At 68.1% G+C, this 20,416-nt stretch carries 19 protein-coding genes and 1 tRNA gene; 10 read left to right on the top strand and 10 right to left on the bottom strand.

Annotated features, from left to right (window positions below; all coding sequences use genetic code 11):
* Positions 1 to 30 precede the first annotated feature (30 nt).
* Positions 31 to 103 (bottom strand) — tRNA-Arg (locus ABMA10_RS02435).
* Between the two features lie 163 nt (positions 104 to 266).
* Between ABMA10_RS02435 and ABMA10_RS02430 the strand changes: the two genes are divergently transcribed.
* The 8 genes from ABMA10_RS02430 to ABMA10_RS02395 all read left to right on the top strand — a co-directional run bounded on the left by ABMA10_RS02430 (position 267) and on the right by ABMA10_RS02395 (position 9,062).
* The gene (locus ABMA10_RS02430; protein ID WP_431031140.1) at positions 267 to 2,012 is read left to right on the top strand and encodes a hypothetical protein; all 1,746 of its coding nucleotides are present in this window, start codon (positions 267 to 269) and stop codon (positions 2,010 to 2,012) included.
* Between the two features lie 110 nt (positions 2,013 to 2,122).
* A complete protein-coding gene (locus ABMA10_RS02425) occupies positions 2,123 to 2,452 on the top strand; it encodes a PadR family transcriptional regulator (RefSeq protein WP_347868101.1) in 330 nt (109 codons plus the stop codon).
* 2 nt (positions 2,453 to 2,454) lie between these two features.
* Complete coding sequence (locus ABMA10_RS02420; RefSeq protein ID WP_347868100.1) at positions 2,455 to 2,817, top strand: DUF1048 domain-containing protein; 363 nt, start codon at positions 2,455 to 2,457, stop codon at positions 2,815 to 2,817.
* A 220-nt stretch (positions 2,818 to 3,037) separates the two neighbouring features.
* Positions 3,038 to 3,883: an ABC transporter ATP-binding protein gene (locus ABMA10_RS02415; protein WP_431031139.1), complete on the top strand. Its 846-nt coding sequence runs from the start codon at positions 3,038 to 3,040 to the stop codon at positions 3,881 to 3,883.
* Positions 3,884 to 3,892: 9 nt separating this feature from the next.
* On the top strand, positions 3,893 to 4,681 hold the full coding sequence (locus tag ABMA10_RS02410) for an ABC transporter permease (protein WP_347868098.1): 789 nt from the start codon (positions 3,893 to 3,895) through the stop codon (positions 4,679 to 4,681).
* Positions 4,682 to 4,878: 197 nt separating this feature from the next.
* On the top strand, positions 4,879 to 6,333 hold the full coding sequence (locus ABMA10_RS02405; protein WP_347868097.1) for an LLM class flavin-dependent oxidoreductase: 1,455 nt from the start codon (positions 4,879 to 4,881) through the stop codon (positions 6,331 to 6,333).
* Positions 6,330 to 7,649 (top strand): acyl-CoA dehydrogenase family protein, encoded by a 1,320-nt coding sequence (locus tag ABMA10_RS02400; RefSeq protein ID WP_431031138.1) that lies wholly within the window; start codon positions 6,330 to 6,332, stop codon positions 7,647 to 7,649. The genes ABMA10_RS02405 and ABMA10_RS02400 overlap by 4 nt, the downstream gene beginning before the upstream one ends.
* A 165-nt stretch (positions 7,650 to 7,814) precedes the next feature.
* Complete coding sequence (locus tag ABMA10_RS02395) at positions 7,815 to 9,062, top strand: acyl-CoA dehydrogenase family protein (RefSeq protein ID WP_347868095.1); 1,248 nt, start codon at positions 7,815 to 7,817, stop codon at positions 9,060 to 9,062.
* A 108-nt stretch (positions 9,063 to 9,170) separates the two neighbouring features.
* Here ABMA10_RS02395 and ABMA10_RS02390 read toward each other — a convergent pair whose 3' ends face one another.
* The 5 genes from ABMA10_RS02390 to ABMA10_RS02370 all read right to left on the bottom strand — a co-directional run bounded on the left by ABMA10_RS02390 (position 9,171) and on the right by ABMA10_RS02370 (position 13,367).
* Positions 9,171 to 9,614 carry a hypothetical protein gene (locus tag ABMA10_RS02390; protein WP_347868094.1) on the bottom strand — a complete coding sequence of 148 codons (444 nt, stop codon included), beginning with the start codon at positions 9,612 to 9,614 and terminating at the stop codon, positions 9,171 to 9,173.
* 96 nt (positions 9,615 to 9,710) lie between these two features.
* Positions 9,711 to 11,093: an LLM class flavin-dependent oxidoreductase gene (locus ABMA10_RS02385; RefSeq protein ID WP_347868093.1), complete on the bottom strand. Its 1,383-nt coding sequence runs from the start codon at positions 11,091 to 11,093 to the stop codon at positions 9,711 to 9,713.
* 74 nt (positions 11,094 to 11,167) lie between these two features.
* Entirely contained in the window at positions 11,168 to 11,548 is a 381-nt protein-coding gene (locus ABMA10_RS02380) for an MmcQ/YjbR family DNA-binding protein (RefSeq protein ID WP_431031137.1), read from the bottom strand.
* A gap of 98 nt (positions 11,549 to 11,646) precedes the next feature.
* Positions 11,647 to 13,038 carry a hypothetical protein gene (locus ABMA10_RS02375; RefSeq protein WP_431031136.1) on the bottom strand — a complete coding sequence of 464 codons (1,392 nt, stop codon included), beginning with the start codon at positions 13,036 to 13,038 and terminating at the stop codon, positions 11,647 to 11,649.
* Between the two features lie 80 nt (positions 13,039 to 13,118).
* Positions 13,119 to 13,367 (bottom strand): hypothetical protein, encoded by a 249-nt coding sequence (locus ABMA10_RS02370; protein ID WP_347868090.1) that lies wholly within the window; start codon positions 13,365 to 13,367, stop codon positions 13,119 to 13,121.
* A 38-nt stretch (positions 13,368 to 13,405) separates the two neighbouring features.
* Here ABMA10_RS02370 and ABMA10_RS02365 point away from each other — a divergent pair, with 38 nt between their 5' ends.
* Positions 13,406 to 13,891, top strand: coding sequence for a MarR family winged helix-turn-helix transcriptional regulator (locus tag ABMA10_RS02365; protein WP_347868089.1), 486 nt, complete (start codon positions 13,406 to 13,408; stop codon positions 13,889 to 13,891).
* Positions 13,892 to 13,930: 39 nt separating this feature from the next.
* Here ABMA10_RS02365 and ABMA10_RS02360 read toward each other — a convergent pair whose 3' ends face one another.
* Positions 13,931 to 15,295, bottom strand: a complete 1,365-nt coding sequence (locus ABMA10_RS02360) for an MFS transporter (protein WP_347868088.1) — start codon at positions 15,293 to 15,295, stop codon at positions 13,931 to 13,933.
* 143 nt (positions 15,296 to 15,438) lie between these two features.
* Here ABMA10_RS02360 and ABMA10_RS02355 point away from each other — a divergent pair, with 143 nt between their 5' ends.
* Positions 15,439 to 16,710, top strand: coding sequence for a hypothetical protein (locus ABMA10_RS02355; RefSeq protein ID WP_347868087.1), 1,272 nt, complete (start codon positions 15,439 to 15,441; stop codon positions 16,708 to 16,710).
* Between the two features lie 496 nt (positions 16,711 to 17,206).
* Here the strand turns inward: ABMA10_RS02355 and ABMA10_RS02350 are convergent, their stop codons facing one another.
* From ABMA10_RS02350 to ABMA10_RS02340, 3 genes are read right to left on the bottom strand one after another with little or no spacing between them, the layout of a single operon-like run.
* Positions 17,207 to 18,136 (bottom strand): carbohydrate ABC transporter permease, encoded by a 930-nt coding sequence (locus ABMA10_RS02350; protein WP_431031135.1) that lies wholly within the window; start codon positions 18,134 to 18,136, stop codon positions 17,207 to 17,209.
* The gene (locus ABMA10_RS02345) at positions 18,129 to 19,073 is read right to left on the bottom strand and encodes a carbohydrate ABC transporter permease (RefSeq protein WP_347868085.1); all 945 of its coding nucleotides are present in this window, start codon (positions 19,071 to 19,073) and stop codon (positions 18,129 to 18,131) included. The genes ABMA10_RS02350 and ABMA10_RS02345 overlap by 8 nt, the downstream gene beginning before the upstream one ends.
* The gene (locus ABMA10_RS02340) at positions 19,070 to 20,404 is read right to left on the bottom strand and encodes an ABC transporter substrate-binding protein (RefSeq protein WP_431031134.1); all 1,335 of its coding nucleotides are present in this window, start codon (positions 20,402 to 20,404) and stop codon (positions 19,070 to 19,072) included. Before ABMA10_RS02340 ends, ABMA10_RS02345 begins: the two co-directional genes overlap by 4 nt.
* Positions 20,405 to 20,416: the final 12 nt, after the last annotated feature.

The following is a 20,416-nucleotide window of genomic DNA, read 5'->3' as shown; positions in this document are numbered from 1 at the left end:
GCCCACCGAAGTGGACCGCTTTCCGTGCTGTGCGCCCGAAGGGATTCGAACCCCCAACCTTCTGATCCGTAGTCAGATGCTCTATCCGTTGAGCTACGGGCGCATTGCTTGCTGAGAGAAGAGAACTTCGCCTCCGCAGGCCGAGGTAGAGCTTATCGCACGGATCACGGATGCGCCAATCGAGCCCTCACTCCGGGCAGCGCTCCCCCTCGACACGACGACAGGTGACGTGGAAAAGTCGATCAGACCATCATCAAGGGGATCACGTGACGACAGCTCCATCGCAGCCGATCGACGGCTTCCCCCTCATCGGACGCCACCCCGTCCTCGCGAACGCGCCCCTCATCGCCGTGCTGTCGGGCATCGCTGCCGCCATGTTCGGGACGCTCACCGGAGCGCTGCTCGGCGGCATCCTCGACATCGACTTCGGCCCGGCGATCACCATCCCGATCTGGTTCCTCGCCATCGCCGGTGCCTGCCTCATCTACCTCGGGGTCGCGTATCGCCGCATCGGTGTCGATACCACCCGCGGCACGGCGCGTATCGACGGGGAGATCGTGCCCCTGAGGGCGATCGCCGGCGGCGTCCTCCTCACCCACACCCCCGCAGCGACCGTCCCCACCCTGAGCCTCCGACTCACGACCGACACAGGGACGAACGTCCGCATCATCGTCAACGGCGGATGGCTCCGACCGATGCGGCCTCACGACTTCATCCCGCTCGCGGCCCTCATCGCCGGCAGCAGCATCCCGGACGAGACCGGCGACGACCCGATCACTGTCGGACGAGAGCGGATCTCGCGCGCACTCGCAGGCAAGAGCACCGACCGCGAGATCACCCGACGCGCCTTCCTCATCGACTGCATCGCCGCCACCGAACAGAGCGGGGATCCCGAACTCCTCAGCGCAGTGATCGCCGCCGCCGGACCGATCGGGCAGAGCATCGTCGACGAGGCCGCACGCATCGGACAGGCGCAGGCGCAGGGTCGGCAGGAGCCGGCGGCACAACCAGCCACTACGGAGACGGCTGCGTCGGGAGGCGCGATCGTCGAACCGATCCTGCCCCCGGCGCCACAGTTCGGGGCCGTGGTGGATGCTGCTCACGGGGTGGGCGGGCAAGACGCCTCCGGCCGCGATGACGATCGGTTCCGGCGACCGGACGACCCGGCCAGGGCGGCTGCGGATGGGATGGTCGAGCGTGGGCACCTCGACAAGCTCGGTGACCGGAATGGGGAGGTCGGTGAGCGGAGTGGGCACGTCGGCGAACGGAATGCGGAGATCGGCGAACGGGGTGGAGAGCTCGGCGGGCGGGACGCAGCGCACACCGAACCAGAGCTGCCCTCCTGGGTGCAACCTCAGGACCGCCCGCGGATGCTGGCCTGGCTCGCCGACGACGAGGACGTCGTCCACCTGCAGCCGATCCCCGAGACCTCGGGCGCACGCTCACTCCGCAGAGCGTGCGACTGGATCCTCGCCGGACTCATCGGGCTCGGGTTCCTGGCCATCATCGTCGCCGCCGTCGCCGAGAAGGTGATCGACAGCCTGCTGCCCTCCGACGCGAACGGACTGGTCGCGCTGGCGGTCGTCGGCACCGCACTCCTCGCCTGCATCACCTGGATCGTGGGTGGCGTCGCCCGAGCGGCCGAGATCCGGATCGCACAACAGGTGTCGCTCGACTGGCTCGATGCGCGCGGGCCCGAGCAGCGCCGACGCGGCCTCCCGCCCGTCCTCCTGCAGCACTTCCTGGGTCCGATTCCCGGCGGACGCCTCCTCACCGTCGGCGCCTACAGCTGCAGCGTCGCCGGCGGCATCGGGCTCATCGGCGGCATCGTGCTGACCGTCGACCCCGAGGACCTCGGCGCAGCGACCGGGCTGGTCGTGCTCGGGATCGGCGTGGTGCTCACCGCCGCCGGCGTGGCGCTCTTCCTGCTGCGGTGGCGGACCACACGACGCCAACGGGAACTGGCCGTCGAACTCGGCGGCGAACGCCTGGCGTTCCTCGGCAATCTGTAGGCACCTCGACGGGCTCGGTGGGCGGGACGGAAAACACCTCTTGCGCAACCGGTACTCAGTGTTACTATCTACCAGTACCTAGTAACACTGATTAGTCGACGGGGAGTGCCATGGCGAAACAGATGACCGAGATGCTCAAGGGCACCCTCGAGGGCATCGTGCTCGCGGTGCTCAACGGCTCACCCGCCTACGGCTACGAGATCACCGCCCGCCTGCGCGACACCGGCTTCGCCGACATCGCCGAGGGCACCATCTACGCGATCCTCGTCCGGATCGAGCAGAAGGGCCTCGTGAGTATCGAAAAACGCCCATCCGAGAAGGGTCCGCCGCGCAAGGTGTACGCCCTCAACACCGCAGGCGAGGCCTACCTCGCCGAATTCTGGACCACCTGGAGCTTCCTGTCCGAACGACTCGAACAGCTCCGAGACGGAAAGGCCTGACGATGTTCATCACCCGCATGATCGACGAGAAGCGCCAGTACAAGCGATTCCGCGCGAGAGCACAGGCGCTGCCCTCCAACTACCGGACGACGGTCGAGGCCCTCGAGCACTACCTCTACTACTTCGCCTCCGCCCGCAGCACGAACCTCCTGCCATTGCTCGACAACCTCGTCGAACTCTTCGAGGAGGCAGCTGCGGACGACATGCCCATCCGCAGCATCGTCGGTGACGACCCGGTGGACTTCATCGAGGAACTCATCCGCAACTATGCGCCAGGCGAGTGGATCATGAAGGAACGCACGCGCCTCACCCGGGCGATCGACGCCGCAACCGACGGCACCGGCCCCGGCAGCGACCACCGCTGACCACCACCCCCGTTCCGACCCGGAACACGTCACATCGCTCGCGGCGCACGATCGGCGCCGCGACGATCACCGGCTGACTCCTCACGCCCGAGCGGCGCTGTCCGTCGTGCCCGCGAAGCATCGATGCGGCGGGACGGACGTCCGGCAGCACCTGCACCTCGCACACACATTCGCAACCGCCCCACCGAGGGCGTCCATCAGCGACCCCGAAAGGCCCATCATGACCACCACCTCCGCTCCTGCACCGGCGATCCACGTGCTCGGACTCGAGAAGTCCTACAAGGACGTCCACGTGCTGCGCGGTGTCGACTTCGACGTCGAACGCGGCAGCATCTTCGCCCTCCTCGGCTCGAACGGCGCCGGCAAGACCACCGTCGTCAACATCCTCTCGACGCTGCTCCGGCAGGACGCAGGCACGGCGAGCGTCGGCGGCTTCGACGTCGGCTCGCAGGCTGGACAGGTCCGCGAGGCGATCAGTCTCACCGGCCAGTTCGCCGCCGTCGACGACACACTCACCGGGCGCGAGAACCTCGTGCTCGTCGCGCGGCTCAGACACCTGCTGAAACCCACTCAGGTGGCCGACGACCTCCTCACCCGCTTCTCACTCACCGAGGTCGCCGGGCGCCGAGCCGCCACCTACTCTGGCGGGCTCCGCAGGCGTCTCGACATCGCGATGAGCCTCGTCGGGAATCCGTCGGTCATCTTCCTCGACGAGCCGACGACGGGACTCGACCCCGAGGCGCGGATCGAGGTCTGGAAGGTCGTCACCGAGCTCGCCGGTCAGGGGACGACCGTGCTCCTCACCACCCAGTACCTCGACGAGGCCGAACACCTCGCCGACCGCATCGCGATTCTCCACGAGGGCCGCATCATCGCGAACGGCACACTCGCCGAACTCAAGCAGCTGTTCCCGCCGGCCGCGGTCGAATACGTCGAGAAGCAGCCGAGCCTCGAGGAGGTCTTCCTCGCGATCATCGGGAGCGACACGGGCACCGCGCACAACCGCACCCCGAGCCCCACCGCCACCGCCGCCCCCACAGCCCCAACCGTTCTCGACACGAAGTAAGGAGCCATCATGACCACCATCACCGCTCCGGCAACCCGCCGCACGCATTTCCTCACCGACACGCGTATCCTCACGGGGCGTTCGATGCGCCACATCACGCGCAGCCTCGACACCATCATCACCGTGACGATCACGCCGATCGCGCTGATGCTGCTGTTCACCTACGTCTTCGGCGGTGCCCTCGCAAGCCGGACCGACACCTACGTCGCCTACCTCCTGCCGGGCATCCTGCTCATCACGATCGCGTCGGGCATCGCCTACACGTCGATGCGGCTCTACACCGACCTGCAGAGCGGCATCTTCCAGCGGTTCCACTCGATGCCGATCTCACGCTCGTCGGTGCTCTGGGCGCACGTGCTGACCTCGCTCGTGTCCAACTTCCTGTCACTCGTGATCATCGTGGGTGTCGCGCTCGTGATGGGGTTCCGCTCGCCCGCGGGGCCGCTCGCCTGGCTCGCCGTCATCGGCATCCTCGCGCTGTTCACGCTCGCGTTGACCTGGGTCGCGGTGATCGCGGGTCTCGCGGCGAAGAGCCCGGACGGTGCCGGAGCGTTCGCCTACCCGCTGATCTTCCTCCCGTTCATCAGTTCGGCGTTCGTCCCGACCGCCACAATGCCGGGTCCGGTGCGGTGGTTCGCCGAGCACCAACCCGTGACGTCGATCGTCGACACCATCCGGAACCTGCTTGCTGCGCAGCCCGGCGGCGCCGACATCTGGGTCGCGCTCGCCTGGTGCGTCGGGATCCTCGTGGTCGCCTACGGTGTCGCGATGGTCGTGTACCGACGACGGGTCGCCTAGCCCCTCGACAGGCTCGGGCGCGAAGACGCCCGGTCACCGAGCCGGCCGGCCCATGCGTGCGGCGTCATGGAACGTCATGCATGTGACGCTCTGTTTCGCGCCGCTCGCGGCCACCAACGCCCGCGAGTACCGTCGACCAGGACGGCCCCGAACCGTCGCCCAGCCCAGCTTCGACGAGACGACCCGGTGGTATCCCTGTGAGCAAGCGCATCATCCTGAACGCCTTCGACATGAGCTGTGTGACCCATCAGGCACCGGGTCTGTGGAAGCACCCGGACAACGAGGCGCACCGCTACAACGACATCGACTACTGGATCGATCTCGCGAAACTGCTCGAGCGTGGCACCTTCGACGCCCTCTTCATCGCCGACGTCGTCGGCATCTACGACGTCTACCGCCACTCGTCGGCGCCGGCGCTCATCGACTCCGCGCAGCTGCCGGTCGGCGACCCGATCATCCAGGTGTCGGCCATGGCGAAGGCGACAGACCACATCGGTTTCGGCGTCACCGTCGCGTCCACCTACGAGCTGCCGTACGCGCTCGCTCGACGCTTCTCGACGCTCGACCACTTCACGAACGGTCGTGTCGGCTGGAACGTCGTCACCTCCTACCTCGACTCCGCAGCCCGCAACCTCGGCCTCACGAAGCAGATCAAGCACGACGACCGGTACGGGATCGGCGAGGAGTTCCTCGACGTCACCTACAAGCTGTGGGAGGGGTCCTGGGAGGACGATGCGGTCGTCATCGACCGAGAGAACGGTGTCTACACCGACCCGACGAAGGTGCACCCGATCAATCATCAGGGTGAGCACTTCCAGGTGCCCGGCATCCACCTCTCGGAGCCGTCGCCGCAGCGCACGCCGGTGATCTTCCAGGCGGGCGCGTCCCCGCGCGGTCGCCAGTTCGCGGCAGCCCATGGCGAGGCGATCTTCATCAACGGCCTCGTCCCCGAGCTGACCAGGAAGACGACCGACGACATCCGCGACCGTGCGGAAGCCCTCGGTCGCCCGCGCGACAGCGTCAAGATCCTCACCCTGGCCACGGCGATCGTCGCCGAGACCGACGAAGCAGCGCAGGCGAAGTACGAGGAGTACCAGCAGTACATCTCGCTGGACGGCGCCCTCACGCTCTACGGCGGCTGGTCCGGCCTCGACCTGTCGTCCTTCGACCCGGACAAGCCGCTGAAGTACGTCGACACCGATGCTGCCCGCTCCGCCCTGTCGATCTTCACGCTCGCCGATCCCGAGCGCGAATGGACACCCCGCGACATCGCGCACTACATCGGCATCGGCGGCATCGGTCCCGTGTTCGTCGGCAGCGCTGCGACGGTGGCGGACGAGATCGAGCGCTGGATCGACGTCGCTGGCACCGACGGCTTCAACCTCGCCTACGTCATCACGCCAGGCACCTTCGAGGCGGTCGTTGACCTGCTCGTCCCGGAGCTGCGCCGACGCGGACGCGTGTGGGACGAGTACCCGGAGGGCACGCTCCGCGGGCGCCTCAACGGCACCGGCTCGCCCGTCGTCCCCGAATGGCACCCGGCCCACCAGTACCGCGGCGCGTACGTCGGACAGCCGAGCGCTGCCGACGACACCGCACCATCGCTGTTCGACCCTGAGAACGTGTACGCCACCGAAGGAAGCCCAGCATGAGCATCGACACGACCAGCACCTCGACCAGGCTCGGCGAACAGGACCGCGCCTCGACCAGCTCGGCGAGCAGGACCGCGGTCCCCGAGCGCGCCCCGGTCCCCGAGCCTGTCGAGGGGCGCACCCACTGGGCCGGGCAGGCGGACGACGCCGAACTCGCCCACTGGGACGCCGTCGCCGCCGAGGTCGCAACCAAGCTCGCCGTCGACGTCCTCGACCGTGACCGCGCGAACCTCGACCCCACCACGGAGCTCGACCTCCTGCGCGACTCCGGCCTCGTGAACCTCCTCGACCCGGCGGAGTTCGGCGGCGGCGGAGGCCACTGGGAGAGCGCCTTCCGGGTCATCCGCATCCTCTCGCGCGTCGACGCGTCGATCGGTCAGCTGCTCACCTACCACTACATCAACGCCGGCAACATCGGCTTCACGGCCGAGCCGTCCGCGCAGGCCGAATGGCACCGCAAGACCGTCGAGGGCCGCTGGATCTGGGGTGACTCCGTCAACCCCACGGACCCCGACCTCGCGCTCACTCCCGAGGGCGACGCCTTCCGTCTGAACGGCCTGAAGCGGTTCTCCACCGGAGCATCGGCGGGCGACGTCATCCTCGTGAACGCGGTCGTCCGCGGGGGCGACCACGACGGCACCATCTACCAGTTCGTCCTCGATCACGACCGCGACGGCATCGAGTACCTCGGCGACTGGGACGCTCTCGGTCAGCGACTCTCGGCTTCCGGGTCGGTGAAGTTCGGCGGTGTGCTCGTGGAGCAGGCGGACATCCTCGGTACCGTCGGCGACGAACCGTTCTCATCGCTCGTCACGCCGGGCATCCAGCTCGCCTTCGGCAACCTGTACCTCGGCATCGCCGAGGGCGCGCTGGCGCAGGGCACCGAGCTGGTCCGTGCCCGCAAGAACGCCTGGTTCCTGAGCCACGCCGAGAGCTACCGCGACGACCCGTTCGTCCAGCGCGTCATCGGCGAGTTCGTGTCCTCGATCGCCGCCGTCGAAGCGCTCGCCGACCGCACGAACGCACGCTTCGACCGCGTCATCGAGCGCGGCGCGGATGTCACGGCGGCCGACCGCGGCGCCATCGCGATCGAGATCGCCAAGCTGAAAGTGGTCTCGACCGAGTTGGGCATCGAGGTCTCGAACCGCATCTTCGAGGTCACCGGTTCCAGCTCGGCGAAGGCGTCGGTCGGCCTCGATCTGTTCTGGCGGAACGTGCGCACGCACTCACTCCACGACCCGGTCGACTACAAGAAGCTCGAGGTCGGCGCGAACCACCTGAACGGTGAGCTGCAGCCGATCTCGCTCTACACATAGGCACGCACCTCGACAGGCTCGGTGACCGGGTCCCAGCCTCGGCGACCGGGTCCCAGGCTCGGTGACCGGGTCCCAGGCTCGGTGACCGAGACCCCGGCTCGGCAACCGCGTTCCGCGCTTCAACCGCTCCCCGAGCTTGCCCGGGGCCCACGCATCGGAGGACCCATGACCACCGCACCCAGCACGACCGCCCGCCCCGCGGGGCTCCGGGCCGCTCGCGAGCAGCTCCTGCCCCTCTTCGCCGAGATCCAGGAGGGTGCCGTCGAGCGCGAGCTGCAGCACCGCCTGCCTCGCGAAGAGGTGCGTCAGCTCGCCGAGGCCGGGTTCGGAGCGCTCCGGGTCCCCACCGAGTTCGGCGGCTCGGGTCTCACCTTCCCCGAGTTCACGGAACTGCTCATCGAGCTGGCCGCCGCCGATTCCAACCTCCCGCAGATCTTCCGCGGGCACATCGCCCTCGTGGAGGACCAACTCGTCGCGGCGCCGAGCGAGCGGCGCACCGCCTGGCTGGAGCGCTTCGTCGCCGGCGAGCTCGTCGGCAACGCCTGGAGCGAGGTCGGTTCGGGTGCGTTGGGCGTCTCCGGCACCGTCGTCACCGAACGCGATGGCGGGTATGTCGTCAACGGCCGCAAGTTCTACACGACGGGCAGCATCTACGCCGACTGGACCGACGCGACCGCGCGCCTCGTCGTCGAGGGCCAGCCCGACACCGAGGTCACGGTCCTCGTCCGCACGAACCAGCTCGGCGTGACGATCGCCGACGATTGGGACGGCTTCGGTCAGCAGCTCACCGGCACGGGCACGATCGTGTTCGAGGACGCCCAGGTCGACGCCGACCAGCTGCACGCGTTCACCGACCGCTTCCGCTACCAGACGGCCCTGTACCAGCACGTGCTCATCGCGGTTCACGCCGGCATCGCGGCGGCCGTCGAGCGTGATGCGGGCGAGCAGATCCGCGCACGCACACGCGTCTACAGCCACGGTCTCGCTCCGCTCGTGAAGGACGATGGGCAGATCCAAGCGGTCGTGGGTGAGATCTCCTCCATCTCGTTCGTCGCGCGCCAGACGGTGCTCGGTGTGGCCGAGGCGATCGAGCGCGCGTCCGTCACGGCGGCCGATCGCGACTCGGCCGACGACGTCGACGCGAACATCGAAGCGGAGATCCGCTCAGCGCAGGCCCAGGTCGTGCTGTCGGAACTCGTCCCGCGGTCGGCGACCCTGCTCTTCAACACCCTCGGTGCTTCGGCGGTCAGCCGCAAGAACGCGCTCGACCGCCACTGGCGCAACGCCCGCACAGTCGCCTCGCACAACCCGGTGATCTACAAGACCCGCATCGTCGGCGATTGGTCGATCAACGGCACACCGCCCCCATTCGTCTGGTCCATCGGCACCGCTGTCACGCCGCCGACCGCCTGACGTCTGCCCCTCGACAAGCTCGGGGAGCGAGGCGGTGTGCGCGCTCGGGGACCCGGAACGTCTGCCCGGTCACCGAGCTTGTCGAGGTGCCTCTGCGAGAGCTGCCGCTCAGCTCGCGAGGGCGTCGGGACGGATCCGCTTCGCGCCGAGGAACGACAGCCACGTGCCGATCGCGGAGGTCGCCGGTACGAGCAGCCAGAGCATGATGGACCACTGCGGGACCGTCCACAGACTGACGAGGAAGACGAGGAGCCCGAGCACCGTCAGGATCGCTCCGAGCACCCGCAGGGTCGTGTTGCCGCTATCCAGCCACTCCGCCGGCACGCGGGCGTTGCGCGCACTCACCCAGATCACCGCTGCGGCGATGAGGATCCCGGCGGGCCCGATCAGGAACAGCGGCGCGGCGTTCAACTCGTCGAACGCTGTCACGAGAGACGGCAGCGAGGCGAAGACCGGTATCGCACCGGCCGCCAGCAATCTCGCGGCGTCCCCCTGCGGCAGCGGTCCCCTGCCGTGGCTCGTCGTGTCACCGGTCATCGTGCTCGAACTCATCCGCATCCCCTCGATCGCGTCCGAGCGACGATACCCGCCGAGCCGCCAGGGCGCGACCCGGGCGCGCACGCCGGTCACGCGCAGCGGGCGCCCGACTCAGCGCCCCGCGAACGCTCCGCGGTAGGCACGCAGCGGGTGCGTCTCCGGGAGGGTCGGCTCAGCGCCGAACAGCTTCTCGCGGAGTGTGCCCGGCGCATACTCGCGCTGGGCGAGGCCGCGGTCCTGCAGCACCGGCATGACCTCGTCGACGAACAGTTCGTAGCTCGACGGGATCATCCAGTTGGCGACGTTGATCCCGTCGATCCCCGCGGCCCGCCACTCGGCGAGGTGGTCGGCGATCTGCTCCGGTGTACCGACGACCCGGCCACGGAGTTTCGCGGTCAGCTTCGCGAGGTCGCGCACGGTCGGCTCGCGATCGGGCGACAGCGCTTGGAGGGCCTCGAGCATGCTGTGGCCACCCTGCGTCTCGACGTCCTTCAACGGCGTCTCGGGGTCGATCGGCTTGCCGGTCGCCTGGTCGGTGCCGAGGTTCGAGTGCGCGAGGAATGCGTCGGCCGACAAGTAGTCGTCGTACTCGGCCTCGATGCGCTTCGCCTCCTCCTCGGTACTCCCGATGATGAAGGACATCGCCTGCCAGAACTTCACGTCGCGCGGGTCTCGACCGGTCTCGGCGACGAGCGCGCGGGTGGATTCCGCGGAGGCGCGCGCCGCCTCGATGCTCGGAGCCATCATGAACTGCACTTCGGCGTTCCGAGCGGCGAACGCCTTCCCGGCCCCCGAGGACCCTGCCTGGAACAGCAGCGGCGAACGTTGTGGTGACGGAGAGGATAGGTGTGGCCCCTCGACGCGATACCGCTCGCCCACGTGGTCGATCCGGTGCACCTTCGTCGGGTCGGCGAACACCCCGGTGGACTTGTCAGCGAGGAGCGCTCCGTCGTCCCACGAGCCCTCCCACAGCTTGCCGACGACCTCCACGTACTCCTCGGCCCACGCATACCGCTCGTCATGTTCGACCAGGCGGTCCAGTCCGTAGTTGCGCGCCGCGTTCTCGAGGAAGCTCGTGACGAGGTTCCAGCCGACCCGGCCGCCGGACGCGTGATCGATCGTCGAGATCTTGCGCGCGAAAGTGAACGGGTGCTCCTGCAGGATGGAGGAGGTGAACGCGAGACCCAGGTGTTCGGTGCTGATCGCGAGCGCCGACAGGAGCATCGACGGATCGTTGCTGGGCAGCTGCATGCCCTCGCGAGCGTTCACGTCGAACGAGGCACCCGCACCGCCGTAGACCCCGACGACATCGGCGAAGAAGATCGTGTCGAAGCGTCCTCGCTCAAGCGTCTTCGCGAGGTCAACCCAGAGCTTCACATCGTCGAAGGTGTGCTGCTTCGCATCCGGATGCCGCCACAATCCGTGCTGCATGTGGGAGCCCGTGTCCATCACGAAGGCACCGAACTGGAGGCGAGAGGGCTGCTGGTTGGTCACCCTTCCAAGGTAGTCCAGCTCACCGGCGGGCAGCCTCGACGACGTCCCCGCGGGGACGTGCCCGCTTCAGCGGCTCAGCGGCCGGCGGTATCGAGCGCTCGGAGCTGGCGCTGCAACGCGACCTGCCGGTATGACATGTCGATGAGTTCTGCAATGAGCTGCCAATCCGGGTCATGACTCGCGTCGAAGGCGAGCTTGCCTGCCGGACCGTCGTACTTCGGTGACCAGAAGCGTTCGTCCTCCATCCAGGCGCCGCGCTCCTCCTCGGCCGGGGTGAACGTGATGCTGTGCGGGACACGCATCTCCGAGCCGACCGTCACGAACACCCGCTTGCCCGCCTTGAAGCTCGGGCGACCGTGCCCGAACGACTCGACGGTCTCCGGGTACGCGAGGCACAGACGACGGACACGTTCGACGAACGGGTCGTCGGGTGCGTGGACGACAGGATGCTCCATGTCCCGACCGTACCCCTCCGCGGGACGAACCGAGAGGGTCCGTTCTCCGCGCCGGGACTGCGCACCCACCCAGGAGCTCTCGGACGCAGGCGACCGGCTCAACCGAAGGTGCCCTCCAGGTCCTCGTCCGGACCCGACGTGTCGATCGAGTAGTCGGCCGGGTACCCGGAGGGGCTCGTCCCGGCGAGCGCCGGGTCCGCGAGTATTGCGACGATGGCGGCGGCCTGCTCGGGCGTCACGTCGGCGATGAACAGTTTGGGCTGCGCGACGACCTCGATCTCGACCGCCGGATAGGCGGCGGCGATGTCGAGGATCGCCTCGATCATGGGTGTGCTCAGTCCGCTCGGATCGTCCGTCATCGAGAATCGGTCCTCGACGCGGTAGTGCGCTCCGTCTGGATAGATCTCGCGGAGTTCACGCACTGCAGCAGGAAGCGCCTCCATCGAGTACACGGTCACCAAGGGGAATCCGTCGGTCAGCGCGATCTCCACCTGGAGGCGCTCCGTCAACATCAGCCGTTGCAGCTGGTCGGTGGTCTCCTCGACACTGCGATCGCTCGGAACGAGTTGCACCCGCCAGGGTCCGCGGGGCGGGTCCTGGCGCTGCGCCGGAGACTCCGGATCGGGCTCGCGCTGGATGACCACGATCGCGATTCCCTGCAGCTGCTCACCGGTCTGCCTGGCTGCGTCGGCAGCGGCGAGCACCTGACCGACTCCGGCATCGAGCGCCATGGTGACGGTCGCCCCGGCACCGACGACCTCGATGTCCGCGATGCCGCCGATGCCCTCGAGCGCCCGGGTGAAACCGTCGACCGTCTCTGACCGTTGGGCAGCTGCGACGTCCTGCGCTGGCGGTGGTCGGAATGCCCCGGTACCCGCTACGACCACTGCGACGACGAGGAGCCCGGCGAGCCCGGCGGTGATCGAACGCACGCGACGCCGATCGATCGCCAGCGACAGGCCGATGATGAGCGCCGCGATGATGAGGACCGGGGTACCGTACGCGACGAGACCGAACACGAGGAGGGAGAGTGCGCTGCCGATCTCCGCGACCGGTGCGGAGCCGGTGCCCCCGCCGATCCACGTCGCGAGCGGTGCGCTGAACACGAGGTACAGGCCGAAACAGATGCCTGCGATCGCGACGGCCCCGAGCCCCGCGAGGTATGCCAGACCACGCGACGGCGTCCAGCGACGCACGAGTTCCATGAGCGGTTGGACGAGGAGCAGCATCACCGCGAGCGCGAGGGGCAGCCACCCACCCAGTGAGCCGAGCATCTGATACCAGATCTCCGCTTCCGACGGCGTGCCAGCGGCGAGCGGAGCGGTCGATCCGTACACGCCGGTGTCGCGGTCCACACGGATCCCGGTTCCGACGACCTCGAACAGCGCTGCCACTACGCCGCAGACGCCCAGGAGGAGGACTGTCGCCGCTGCGAGCGAGAGCGTGCGCACGAGGTACCCTCGCACCCCGCGCCGTCCGTCGTCGCCCATGTGTCCCCCGCCGCCAGTCTGCCACGCGCTGTCGCGACATCGAAGGTCGTCCGTCGGCGCAGGAGCGGGCGCAGCGGCGATCAGGCCGCCGGGACCTCGGAGTCCGGGCAGTGCAGCTGCGTGCGAGGCCCGCTCGTGCGGTCGATGATGTGCTCGCTCATCGCGTGGCCGCAGAGCGGGCAGCCCGACTGAGCGGCGGGCGGCAGCGGCTCTTCGTTGTACGGACCCAGGGGCGGCGGACCGAGCACCTTCCACATGCGCCCGTTGACCCAGCCGTACAGGCCACCGGCCTCGCGGACCGACTCTCGGAACGATCGCTTCTCACTCATAATGATGAGTGTACTAATCATTTGGGTACGATGGTTCCGTGACCAGCACCGTTCCCCTCGCCGCAGCCACCCCCGACGACCTCCTCAAGCTCGAGAACCAGGTCTGCTTCGCGCTCGCCGTCGCCTCGCGCAGCGTCATCTCGCTCTATCGACCGATTCTCGAACCGCTCGGGCTCACCCATCCGCAGTACCTCGTCATGCTCGCACTCTGGCAGCACAGCCCCCGGTCAGTGAAGGACCTCGGCGCGGCGCTCCAGCTCGAGCCGGCGACACTCTCTCCGCTCCTGAAACGGCTCGATGTGGCTGGTCTGATCCGTCGCGACCGCAGCCCGCTCGACGAGCGTGTGCTCGACGTCACCCTCACCGGTGCCGGTCGGGATCTCCGCGCCCAGGCCGAGGAGATCCCGCCCCGTGTCATGAGCGAGCTCCGCATGGACGTCGAGGAGCTCACCCGCATGCGCGACATGCTGCACGCCGTGATCGGGGCGGCGACCACGGCCCCGGCCGTCACCGGCGCAGCCTGACCACATGTGTCACGCCGACGGGGCGGATCGGGTGTGGACTCAGCCGATCGGCGCGGGAGCCTTGGCCGGGTTCCGGATGCCGACGAACGACACGACGCCACCGATGAACATGAACATCGCCGTGGCGAACACCACCCGTGAGAACCCTCCGACGCCGAGCGCCCCGCCGGCGATGATGCCGACGAGCGCGATCGTCACGAGACCGGCCACGCGGGACACGGCGTTGTTCACCGCCGAACCGATGCCGGCGTGGGCCGGATCGATCGAGCCGAGGATGCCCGCCGTGAGCGGTGCCACGGTGATCGCGAGACCGAGCCCGACGAGCAGGATGCCCGGGAACAGCTGCAGCCAGTAGTTCAGGTCCTGCTGCGCCGTCATCATGAGGAGGAACCCGACCCCAGCCACGATCGGGCCGATCGTCATGAAGAGCCGGGGCCCGTGCACACCCGCGAGCTTGCCGAACCACGACGACAGCGCGAGCATGACGAGCGTCGGCGGCAGCGTCGCGATGCCGGCGAGCGTCGCGCTGAAGCCCGCCGTCTGCTGGATGAAGACCGCGATGGAGAAGAACCCGAGCGACAGTGCTCCGTAGATGAAGACCGTCGCGATGTTGCCGTATCCGAAGTTGCGCACCCGGAACAGTGAGAGCGGCAGCATCGGGTCCGGGTGGCGTCGCTCCCACCAGATGAACGCGACGAACGAGATGACGCCACCGATGAGCGGCACGAGCAGCATGGGACTGTTCCACTCGTAGCGCCCCTGCTCGATGAGTGCGAAGACAGGGCCCCCGAGCCCGATCGCGCCGAGGATGGCACCGACCACGTCGATACGTGGGCGCCGTTCAGGCTCGGGCACCCTGTCCGTCCGCATCATCAGCCAGAGCGTGACGAGGATCGGGATGATGTTGATCGCGAAGATGAGCCGCCACGACAAGGTGTCGACCAGCACGCCGCCGAGCAGCGGGCCTGTGATCCCGGCCGCCCCCGTCCAGGCCGTCCATGTGCCGATCGCTTTGCCCTGCGCGACGCCACTGAAGGTGGAGATGATGATCGCCAGCGAACTCGGCACGAGCAACGCGGCCGCGCCTCCCTGCAGGAGGCGGGCGATGATCAGGAACTCCGCGCTCGGCGCCACCGCGCACAGGATGGACGTGATGCCGAACCAGATGAGCCCGATGCGCAGGATGCGGATGCGCCCGAACGCGTCCGACAGCGAACCGGCGAGCAGGATCAACGAGCCGAGCGTGATGAGGTAGGCGTCCACCACCCACTGCTGCACGACCAGACCACCACCGAGCTCGCGGGTCATCGCCGGAAGCGCCACGTTCACGACCGAGCCGTCGAGGAACGCCACGAAGGACGAGAGGATCGCGATCGTGAGAACGAGTCGCTGCTGGCGCGTCATGGGATTCAGCGTAGACCCGGCTGCCGACGCTCGGGAGCTGGAGCCGAAGCTGCTCGACGGACGCGGGAGACGGGTCGCGATCGGGCGCGGAGGCGGGCCGGTTCCCAGCCGATCCACCAGCCTGCGTTCGTAGACTGATCGGCATGGATGACCTGTGGTGGCTGCCCTCACTGATCGTGTTCGCCGGCGTGGGCATCGTCGTCTGGCTGCTCGTCTCGCTGCTGCGGCGCCGCAACCCGAGGACACCGATCGCATCCATCGACGACCTGCATCGACGAGCGGGCATCGCACTCGTCCGCACCGATGACGCCGTGCGCGAGGCCGAGGACGAGGTCGGGTTCGCCGAAGCCGAGTTCGGCCGCGAAGCAGCGCGTGGCTACGCGGCAGACGTCGCTTCGGCCAGGTCGGCGCTCGGTGAGGCGTTCCGACTGCGTCAAGCACTCGAGGACGAGATCCCGGACACGGAGGCACAGCGTCGGTCGTGGAACGAGCGGATCGTGCGGATCTGCGAGGACGTCGAACGGACGCTCGCGGCCCAGCTCCGCGGGTTCTCCGAGCGCCGGGTCGAGGAGCGGTCCGCCCCGGACCTCCTCGCGCAGCTCCAGATCCGGATCGACGCCGCCAGGGAACGACTGACGACGACCGGCCTCACTGCTGCGTCAGCCGCCGAGCGATACGCGGCGAGCGCCCTCGACGATGCCCGGGCCCTCCGCCGAGCGGCTCAGGAGGCAGTCGACCAGGCCGTCGCCGACGCTCGGCAGGCCGAGGAGCGCATCACCGCAGGACTCACGACGGCCGGCCCGCTGCACACCCTGGCGCGCGATCTGCAGCAGGCGGAAGATCGGCTCGATGCGGTCGAACGATCGTTGACCGGCATCGGTGCCGCCGAGACCGAGCTCGCGTCGGCGTCGAGCGAACTCCGAACCGTGCTGGCCGAAGCCGATGCCCTGCGCTCGCGAGTGGAACGCCCGGAGACCGCCGAGGTCATCTCCGCTGCGATCGACCATGCGAACCGTGCCCTCCTCCAGCTCGACGGCCCGCGCTCCGTCGGTGCCGAGCGTGCGCTCCCCGACCCCGCGCGCCGATTGGCGATCGTGCGGGCCGCAGACATCGAACTCGATGCAGCCCTCGCCACAGCGCGCAGCGCACAGCAGCGCATCGACAACGCACGAGAGGCGATGCGCGGCGCGCTGTTCACCGCGGACAGCAACATCCAGCTCGCCGTCGACTTCATCTCCGCCCACCGCGGTCGAGTCGGTGCCGATGCGCGGACGCGGCTCGCCGAGGCGATCCGGCAGTTCTCGCTCGCTGAGGCGGCAGCCGGGGACGATCCGGTCGAGGCCCTCGACTCCGCCAGGCGCGCGTCCCGTATCGCGCAGGATGCCGACGCGCTCGCCCGATACGACGCCGGCTAGGCCCACTGTCGCCTGTCCGCACTCGGGGCAGTTTGTCAGGATCTATTCCTCGCTCACATTCTAAAATATGAGAGGCCTGCAACTGAGTCAGCACGGCCGGGTCCCTCCCACACCACTCATCCGATACCGATAGGACTTCCGTGCCGCACACGACGAACACACCTCCCGGCAGTAATGCATCGGCGATCGTCGGCCCACCGATCTATGCGAACCTCGCGTCCGTCCGGGTGACCGAGGAGCGGCTGCGAGACACGGTCGCTTCTCTTTCACGACGTCGCACGACATCAGGTGATACTCGCTCGAGTTCACCCATCTTCGACCTACTGGCCACCCGCAGGTTCGACTGAGCCCTGCGACTGAGCCACCCTTCGACAAGCTCCGGGACCAGGCTTCCCGCGCCGGACGGCGACCCGCCGGGCCCGCGGCCGCCTTCCCCCTCCCGAGCACACCCGGTCCCCGAGCCAGCCCGGATCCCCGAGCTTGTCGAGGGGCGCCCTTACTTCAGGCCGGAGAAGGCCAGGCCGTCGATGACGCGGCGCTGCAGCACGATGAACATGATGAGCACCGGCGCCATGGCCAGGATCGACGCCGCCATCATGACCGGGTAGTCGGTCGTCTTGTCACTCGACAGCGTCGCGAGGCCTGCTGCGAGCGGCATCGAGTTCGCGTAGGTCGAGACGACCAACGGCCACAGCAACTCGTTCCACGACCAGAGCACGGTCGTGATCGCGAGCACGCTGATGCTCGGCTTGGCGAGCGGGAGCATGATCTTCCAGAAGATCTGGAAGGGACTCGCACCGTCGATGCGCGCAGCCTCCTCGAGCTCCGTGGGCAGGTTGAGGAACGCCGTCCGCATGAGGAAGGTACCGAAGGCGCTGAAGAGCCCTGGGGCGACGATACCGAGCGTCGTGTTCAGCCACCCGAACCCCTGCACGATCTGGTACTGCGAGATCAGGTACGCCTGTGACGGCACCATGAGGATCGAGAGCGTCACGGCCAGGAGCACGGCGCGGCCACGGAAGCGCATCCGCGCGAACGCATAGCCCGCCAGCGTGCAGAGGATGATCTGCGCGACGGCCCGGATGACCGTGATGACGATCGAGGTGCGCAACTGGTCGAGGAACGGCAGCCGCTCGAAGACGGCCGCATAGTTCTGCCATTGGAGTTCGGCCGGCCAGAAGGTCGGGACCACGCTCTGCACCTCGGCGTTCGTCGACAGCGACATGATGATCTGCCAGATGAACGGGAAGGCCATGATGAAGCCTCCGACGCCGAGCACGATGTGGGCGACGACGTGGGAGCCGCCGCGCTTGCCTGGTCGTCCGGCGTCCCGCCGACGGGCGGCAGCCGCAGTGGGCCGTCCCGAGCCCGGCACGGTGACGGCACGCGTCGTGAGCGGGCGCGTCGCGGTGAGCTGCTCAGTCATTGTTCACCCATCGTTTCTGGAGCCGGAACTGCATGAGCGTGACGAGGCCGATGATCACGAAGATGACGATCGCGATGGCCGCGGCGTAGCCCTTGTCGTTCTGGACGAAGCCCTGGTTGTAGAAGAAGTAGACGAGCGACATGCTCTTCGGGAGCACCGGATTGGTGCTGCCGAGGATCGCGTACAACAGGTCGAAGAGCTGGAAGCTCGAGATGACGGTGATGATCGTCACGAAGAAGATGCTGGGGGTGAGCAGCGGAACGGTGATGGAGCGGAACTGCCGCCACCGCGTCGCGCCGTCGAGTTCGGCGGCTTCGTACAGCTCCGGCGGGATGTTCTTGAGACCTGAGGCCAGGATGATCATCGAGAACCCGAGCGACGACCACAACCCGACGAGCGCGACGGCGAACATCGCAGTGCCCGGCGTGCTGATCCAATACGGACCGTCGATGCCGACGAGCGAGAGCGTGTAGTTGAGGATGCCGAAGTCACCGTTGAAGATGATGCGCCAGACGATGGCGACGGCGGTGGGCATCGCGACGTACGGGAGGAAGAACAGGACGCGGTAGAAGCTCGCGAAGCGGAGCCCGGGCAGGTTGAGGAGGCTCGCGAGATAGACGGCGATCGGGATGCCCAGCAGGACGACCGCGGTGTAGATGAGCGTGTTGCCGAGCGAGGCGTACAGGCGCGGGTCGGCGAACAGACGCACGTAGTTCTCGATGCCGATGAACGTGGTCCCGCCGAAGACGCCCCACTCCGTGAAGGAGTAGTAGGCGGTCTGGATCATGGGCCAGATGAAGAAGACGCCGATACCCGTGAGGAGGGGGAGGACGAACAGCCACGGCCATGCGCCGTCGCCGCGGGCGGCACCCCGCCGGGCCGGCTTCCGCGAGGAAGCCGAGCCGGTCGGGGTGCTGCTCAGGGTCTGACTGGTCATTTCTTGGCCAGAGCGGCGTTCATCTGCTCGGCGAGGTCCTTCGCGACGTCGGCAACGGGCTTGTCACCGCTGAAGGCGTCGGGCAGGAGCTCGGTCTCGAGGGCGTTCCAAGCCGCAGTGTTCTCCGACACCGGCAGTGGCTTGGCGTAGTCGAGTGCGTCGAGGAAGATCTGCAGGTTCATCGTCGGGTAGGAGTCGACGAAGGACTGCTGGGTGCCGGTGAAGGCGGGGATGACCGCGCCGAGGTCGCCCTGCTGCTGCTGGGCGTCCTTGCTCGCGAGGAACACCTGGAGCGCCTGCGCCGCCTGCTTGTTCTTCCCGGCAGCGGCGACGACGTTCGAGACACCGTGGATGACCGTCGCCTGTTCCTTGCCGATCGGGAGCGGGAACGCCGTCGTGGTCGCGGCGACGTCCGACTCGCCGACCAGCGGGCGCACCCAGCTGCCGCCCCAGTACATGGCGAGCTTGCCGGAGGTGAACCACTGGTCCGCGGGGGTGTCGGTCAGCTGTTGCATGCTCGGCGAGGAGCCGTCGGCGATGAGGTCGGTCCAGAACTGCAGACCCGCCTGGGCTTCCGGGCTGTCGTAGCCGGACTTCGACTGGTCGGCGTTGATGGCCTCGCCGCCCGCCTGGAGGATCGTGTTGTAGTACGTCGTCTGGCCGTCCATACCGCCCGCGGCGCCGTAGACACCCTGGTCCTTGAGGTTCGTGGAGATGGCCTGCGCCGCGGTGTCGAAGTCGTCCCAGGTCCAGTCCTCGGCGGGGAGTGCGACGCCGGCCTGCTCGAACAGCGCCGTGTTCACCCAGACACCGACCGTGTCGAAGTCCTTCGGAACGCCGTATTGGGTGTCGTCGAGCGAGTACAGCTCGTTGAGGGCCTCGGGGTAGTTCGCGGGATCGATGTCGCCGGCGTCGACCTCGCCCGTGATCGGCTCGATCTTGCCGTTGGCCGCGTACACCTGGAAGTTCGGCCCATTGAGCCAGAAGAGGTCGGGGAGGGTGTCGCTCGAGGCCTGCGTCTGCAGCTTCGACCAGTACGAGGCCCAGGGGGTGACGTTCACGTTGACGGTGATGTCGGGGTAGATCTCATTGAACGCCTCGATGTTGGCATCGATGGCTTCGACCTGGGCCTGGTCCCAGACGCCGTAGGTGATCTCGGCCTTCAGATCCTTCGGTGCTGCGGCGTACTCGCCACCGGTGGAACCTCCGCCTCCGGTACTGCATCCGGCCGTGAGGGCTGCGGCGGCGAGGAGGCCGATACCGCTGAAGACGGCACGGCGGACGGCACGTTGGCCGGGTGATGAGCTGCGGTTCGTGAACGGCGTTGGCATGGCTGGAGTCCT

It is taken from the genome of Plantibacter sp. RU18 (genome assembly GCF_050613355.1).
Lineage (GTDB): Bacteria > Actinomycetota > Actinomycetes > Actinomycetales > Microbacteriaceae > Plantibacter.
This window is presented reverse-complemented; position numbering and strand designations above follow the sequence as displayed.

Excerpts from the sequence above, each read along its gene's own strand:
- ABMA10_RS02425 (WP_347868101.1), top strand. The coding sequence starts at position 2,123 with ATGGCGAAACAGATGACCGAGATGCTCAAGGGCACCCTCGAGGGCATC.
- ABMA10_RS02420 (WP_347868100.1), top strand. The coding sequence starts at position 2,455 with ATGTTCATCACCCGCATGATCGACGAGAAGCGCCAGTACAAGCGATTC.
- ABMA10_RS02415 (WP_431031139.1), top strand. The coding sequence starts at position 3,038 with ATGACCACCACCTCCGCTCCTGCACCGGCGATCCACGTGCTCGGACTC.
- ABMA10_RS02410 (WP_347868098.1), top strand. The coding sequence starts at position 3,893 with ATGACCACCATCACCGCTCCGGCAACCCGCCGCACGCATTTCCTCACC.
- ABMA10_RS02400 (WP_431031138.1), top strand. The coding sequence starts at position 6,330 with ATGAGCATCGACACGACCAGCACCTCGACCAGGCTCGGCGAACAGGAC.
- ABMA10_RS02395 (WP_347868095.1), top strand. The coding sequence starts at position 7,815 with ATGACCACCGCACCCAGCACGACCGCCCGCCCCGCGGGGCTCCGGGCC.
- ABMA10_RS02390 (WP_347868094.1), bottom strand. The coding sequence starts at position 9,614 with ATGAGTTCGAGCACGATGACCGGTGACACGACGAGCCACGGCAGGGGA.
- ABMA10_RS02380 (WP_431031137.1), bottom strand. The coding sequence starts at position 11,548 with ATGGAGCATCCTGTCGTCCACGCACCCGACGACCCGTTCGTCGAACGT.
- ABMA10_RS02375 (WP_431031136.1), bottom strand. The coding sequence starts at position 13,038 with ATGGGCGACGACGGACGGCGCGGGGTGCGAGGGTACCTCGTGCGCACG.
- ABMA10_RS02370 (WP_347868090.1), bottom strand. The coding sequence starts at position 13,367 with ATGAGTGAGAAGCGATCGTTCCGAGAGTCGGTCCGCGAGGCCGGTGGC.
- ABMA10_RS02360 (WP_347868088.1), bottom strand. The coding sequence starts at position 15,295 with ATGACGCGCCAGCAGCGACTCGTTCTCACGATCGCGATCCTCTCGTCC.
- ABMA10_RS02355 (WP_347868087.1), top strand. The coding sequence starts at position 15,439 with ATGGATGACCTGTGGTGGCTGCCCTCACTGATCGTGTTCGCCGGCGTG.
- ABMA10_RS02350 (WP_431031135.1), bottom strand. The coding sequence starts at position 18,136 with ATGACTGAGCAGCTCACCGCGACGCGCCCGCTCACGACGCGTGCCGTC.
- ABMA10_RS02345 (WP_347868085.1), bottom strand. The coding sequence starts at position 19,073 with ATGACCAGTCAGACCCTGAGCAGCACCCCGACCGGCTCGGCTTCCTCG.
- ABMA10_RS02340 (WP_431031134.1), bottom strand. The coding sequence starts at position 20,404 with ATGCCAACGCCGTTCACGAACCGCAGCTCATCACCCGGCCAACGTGCC.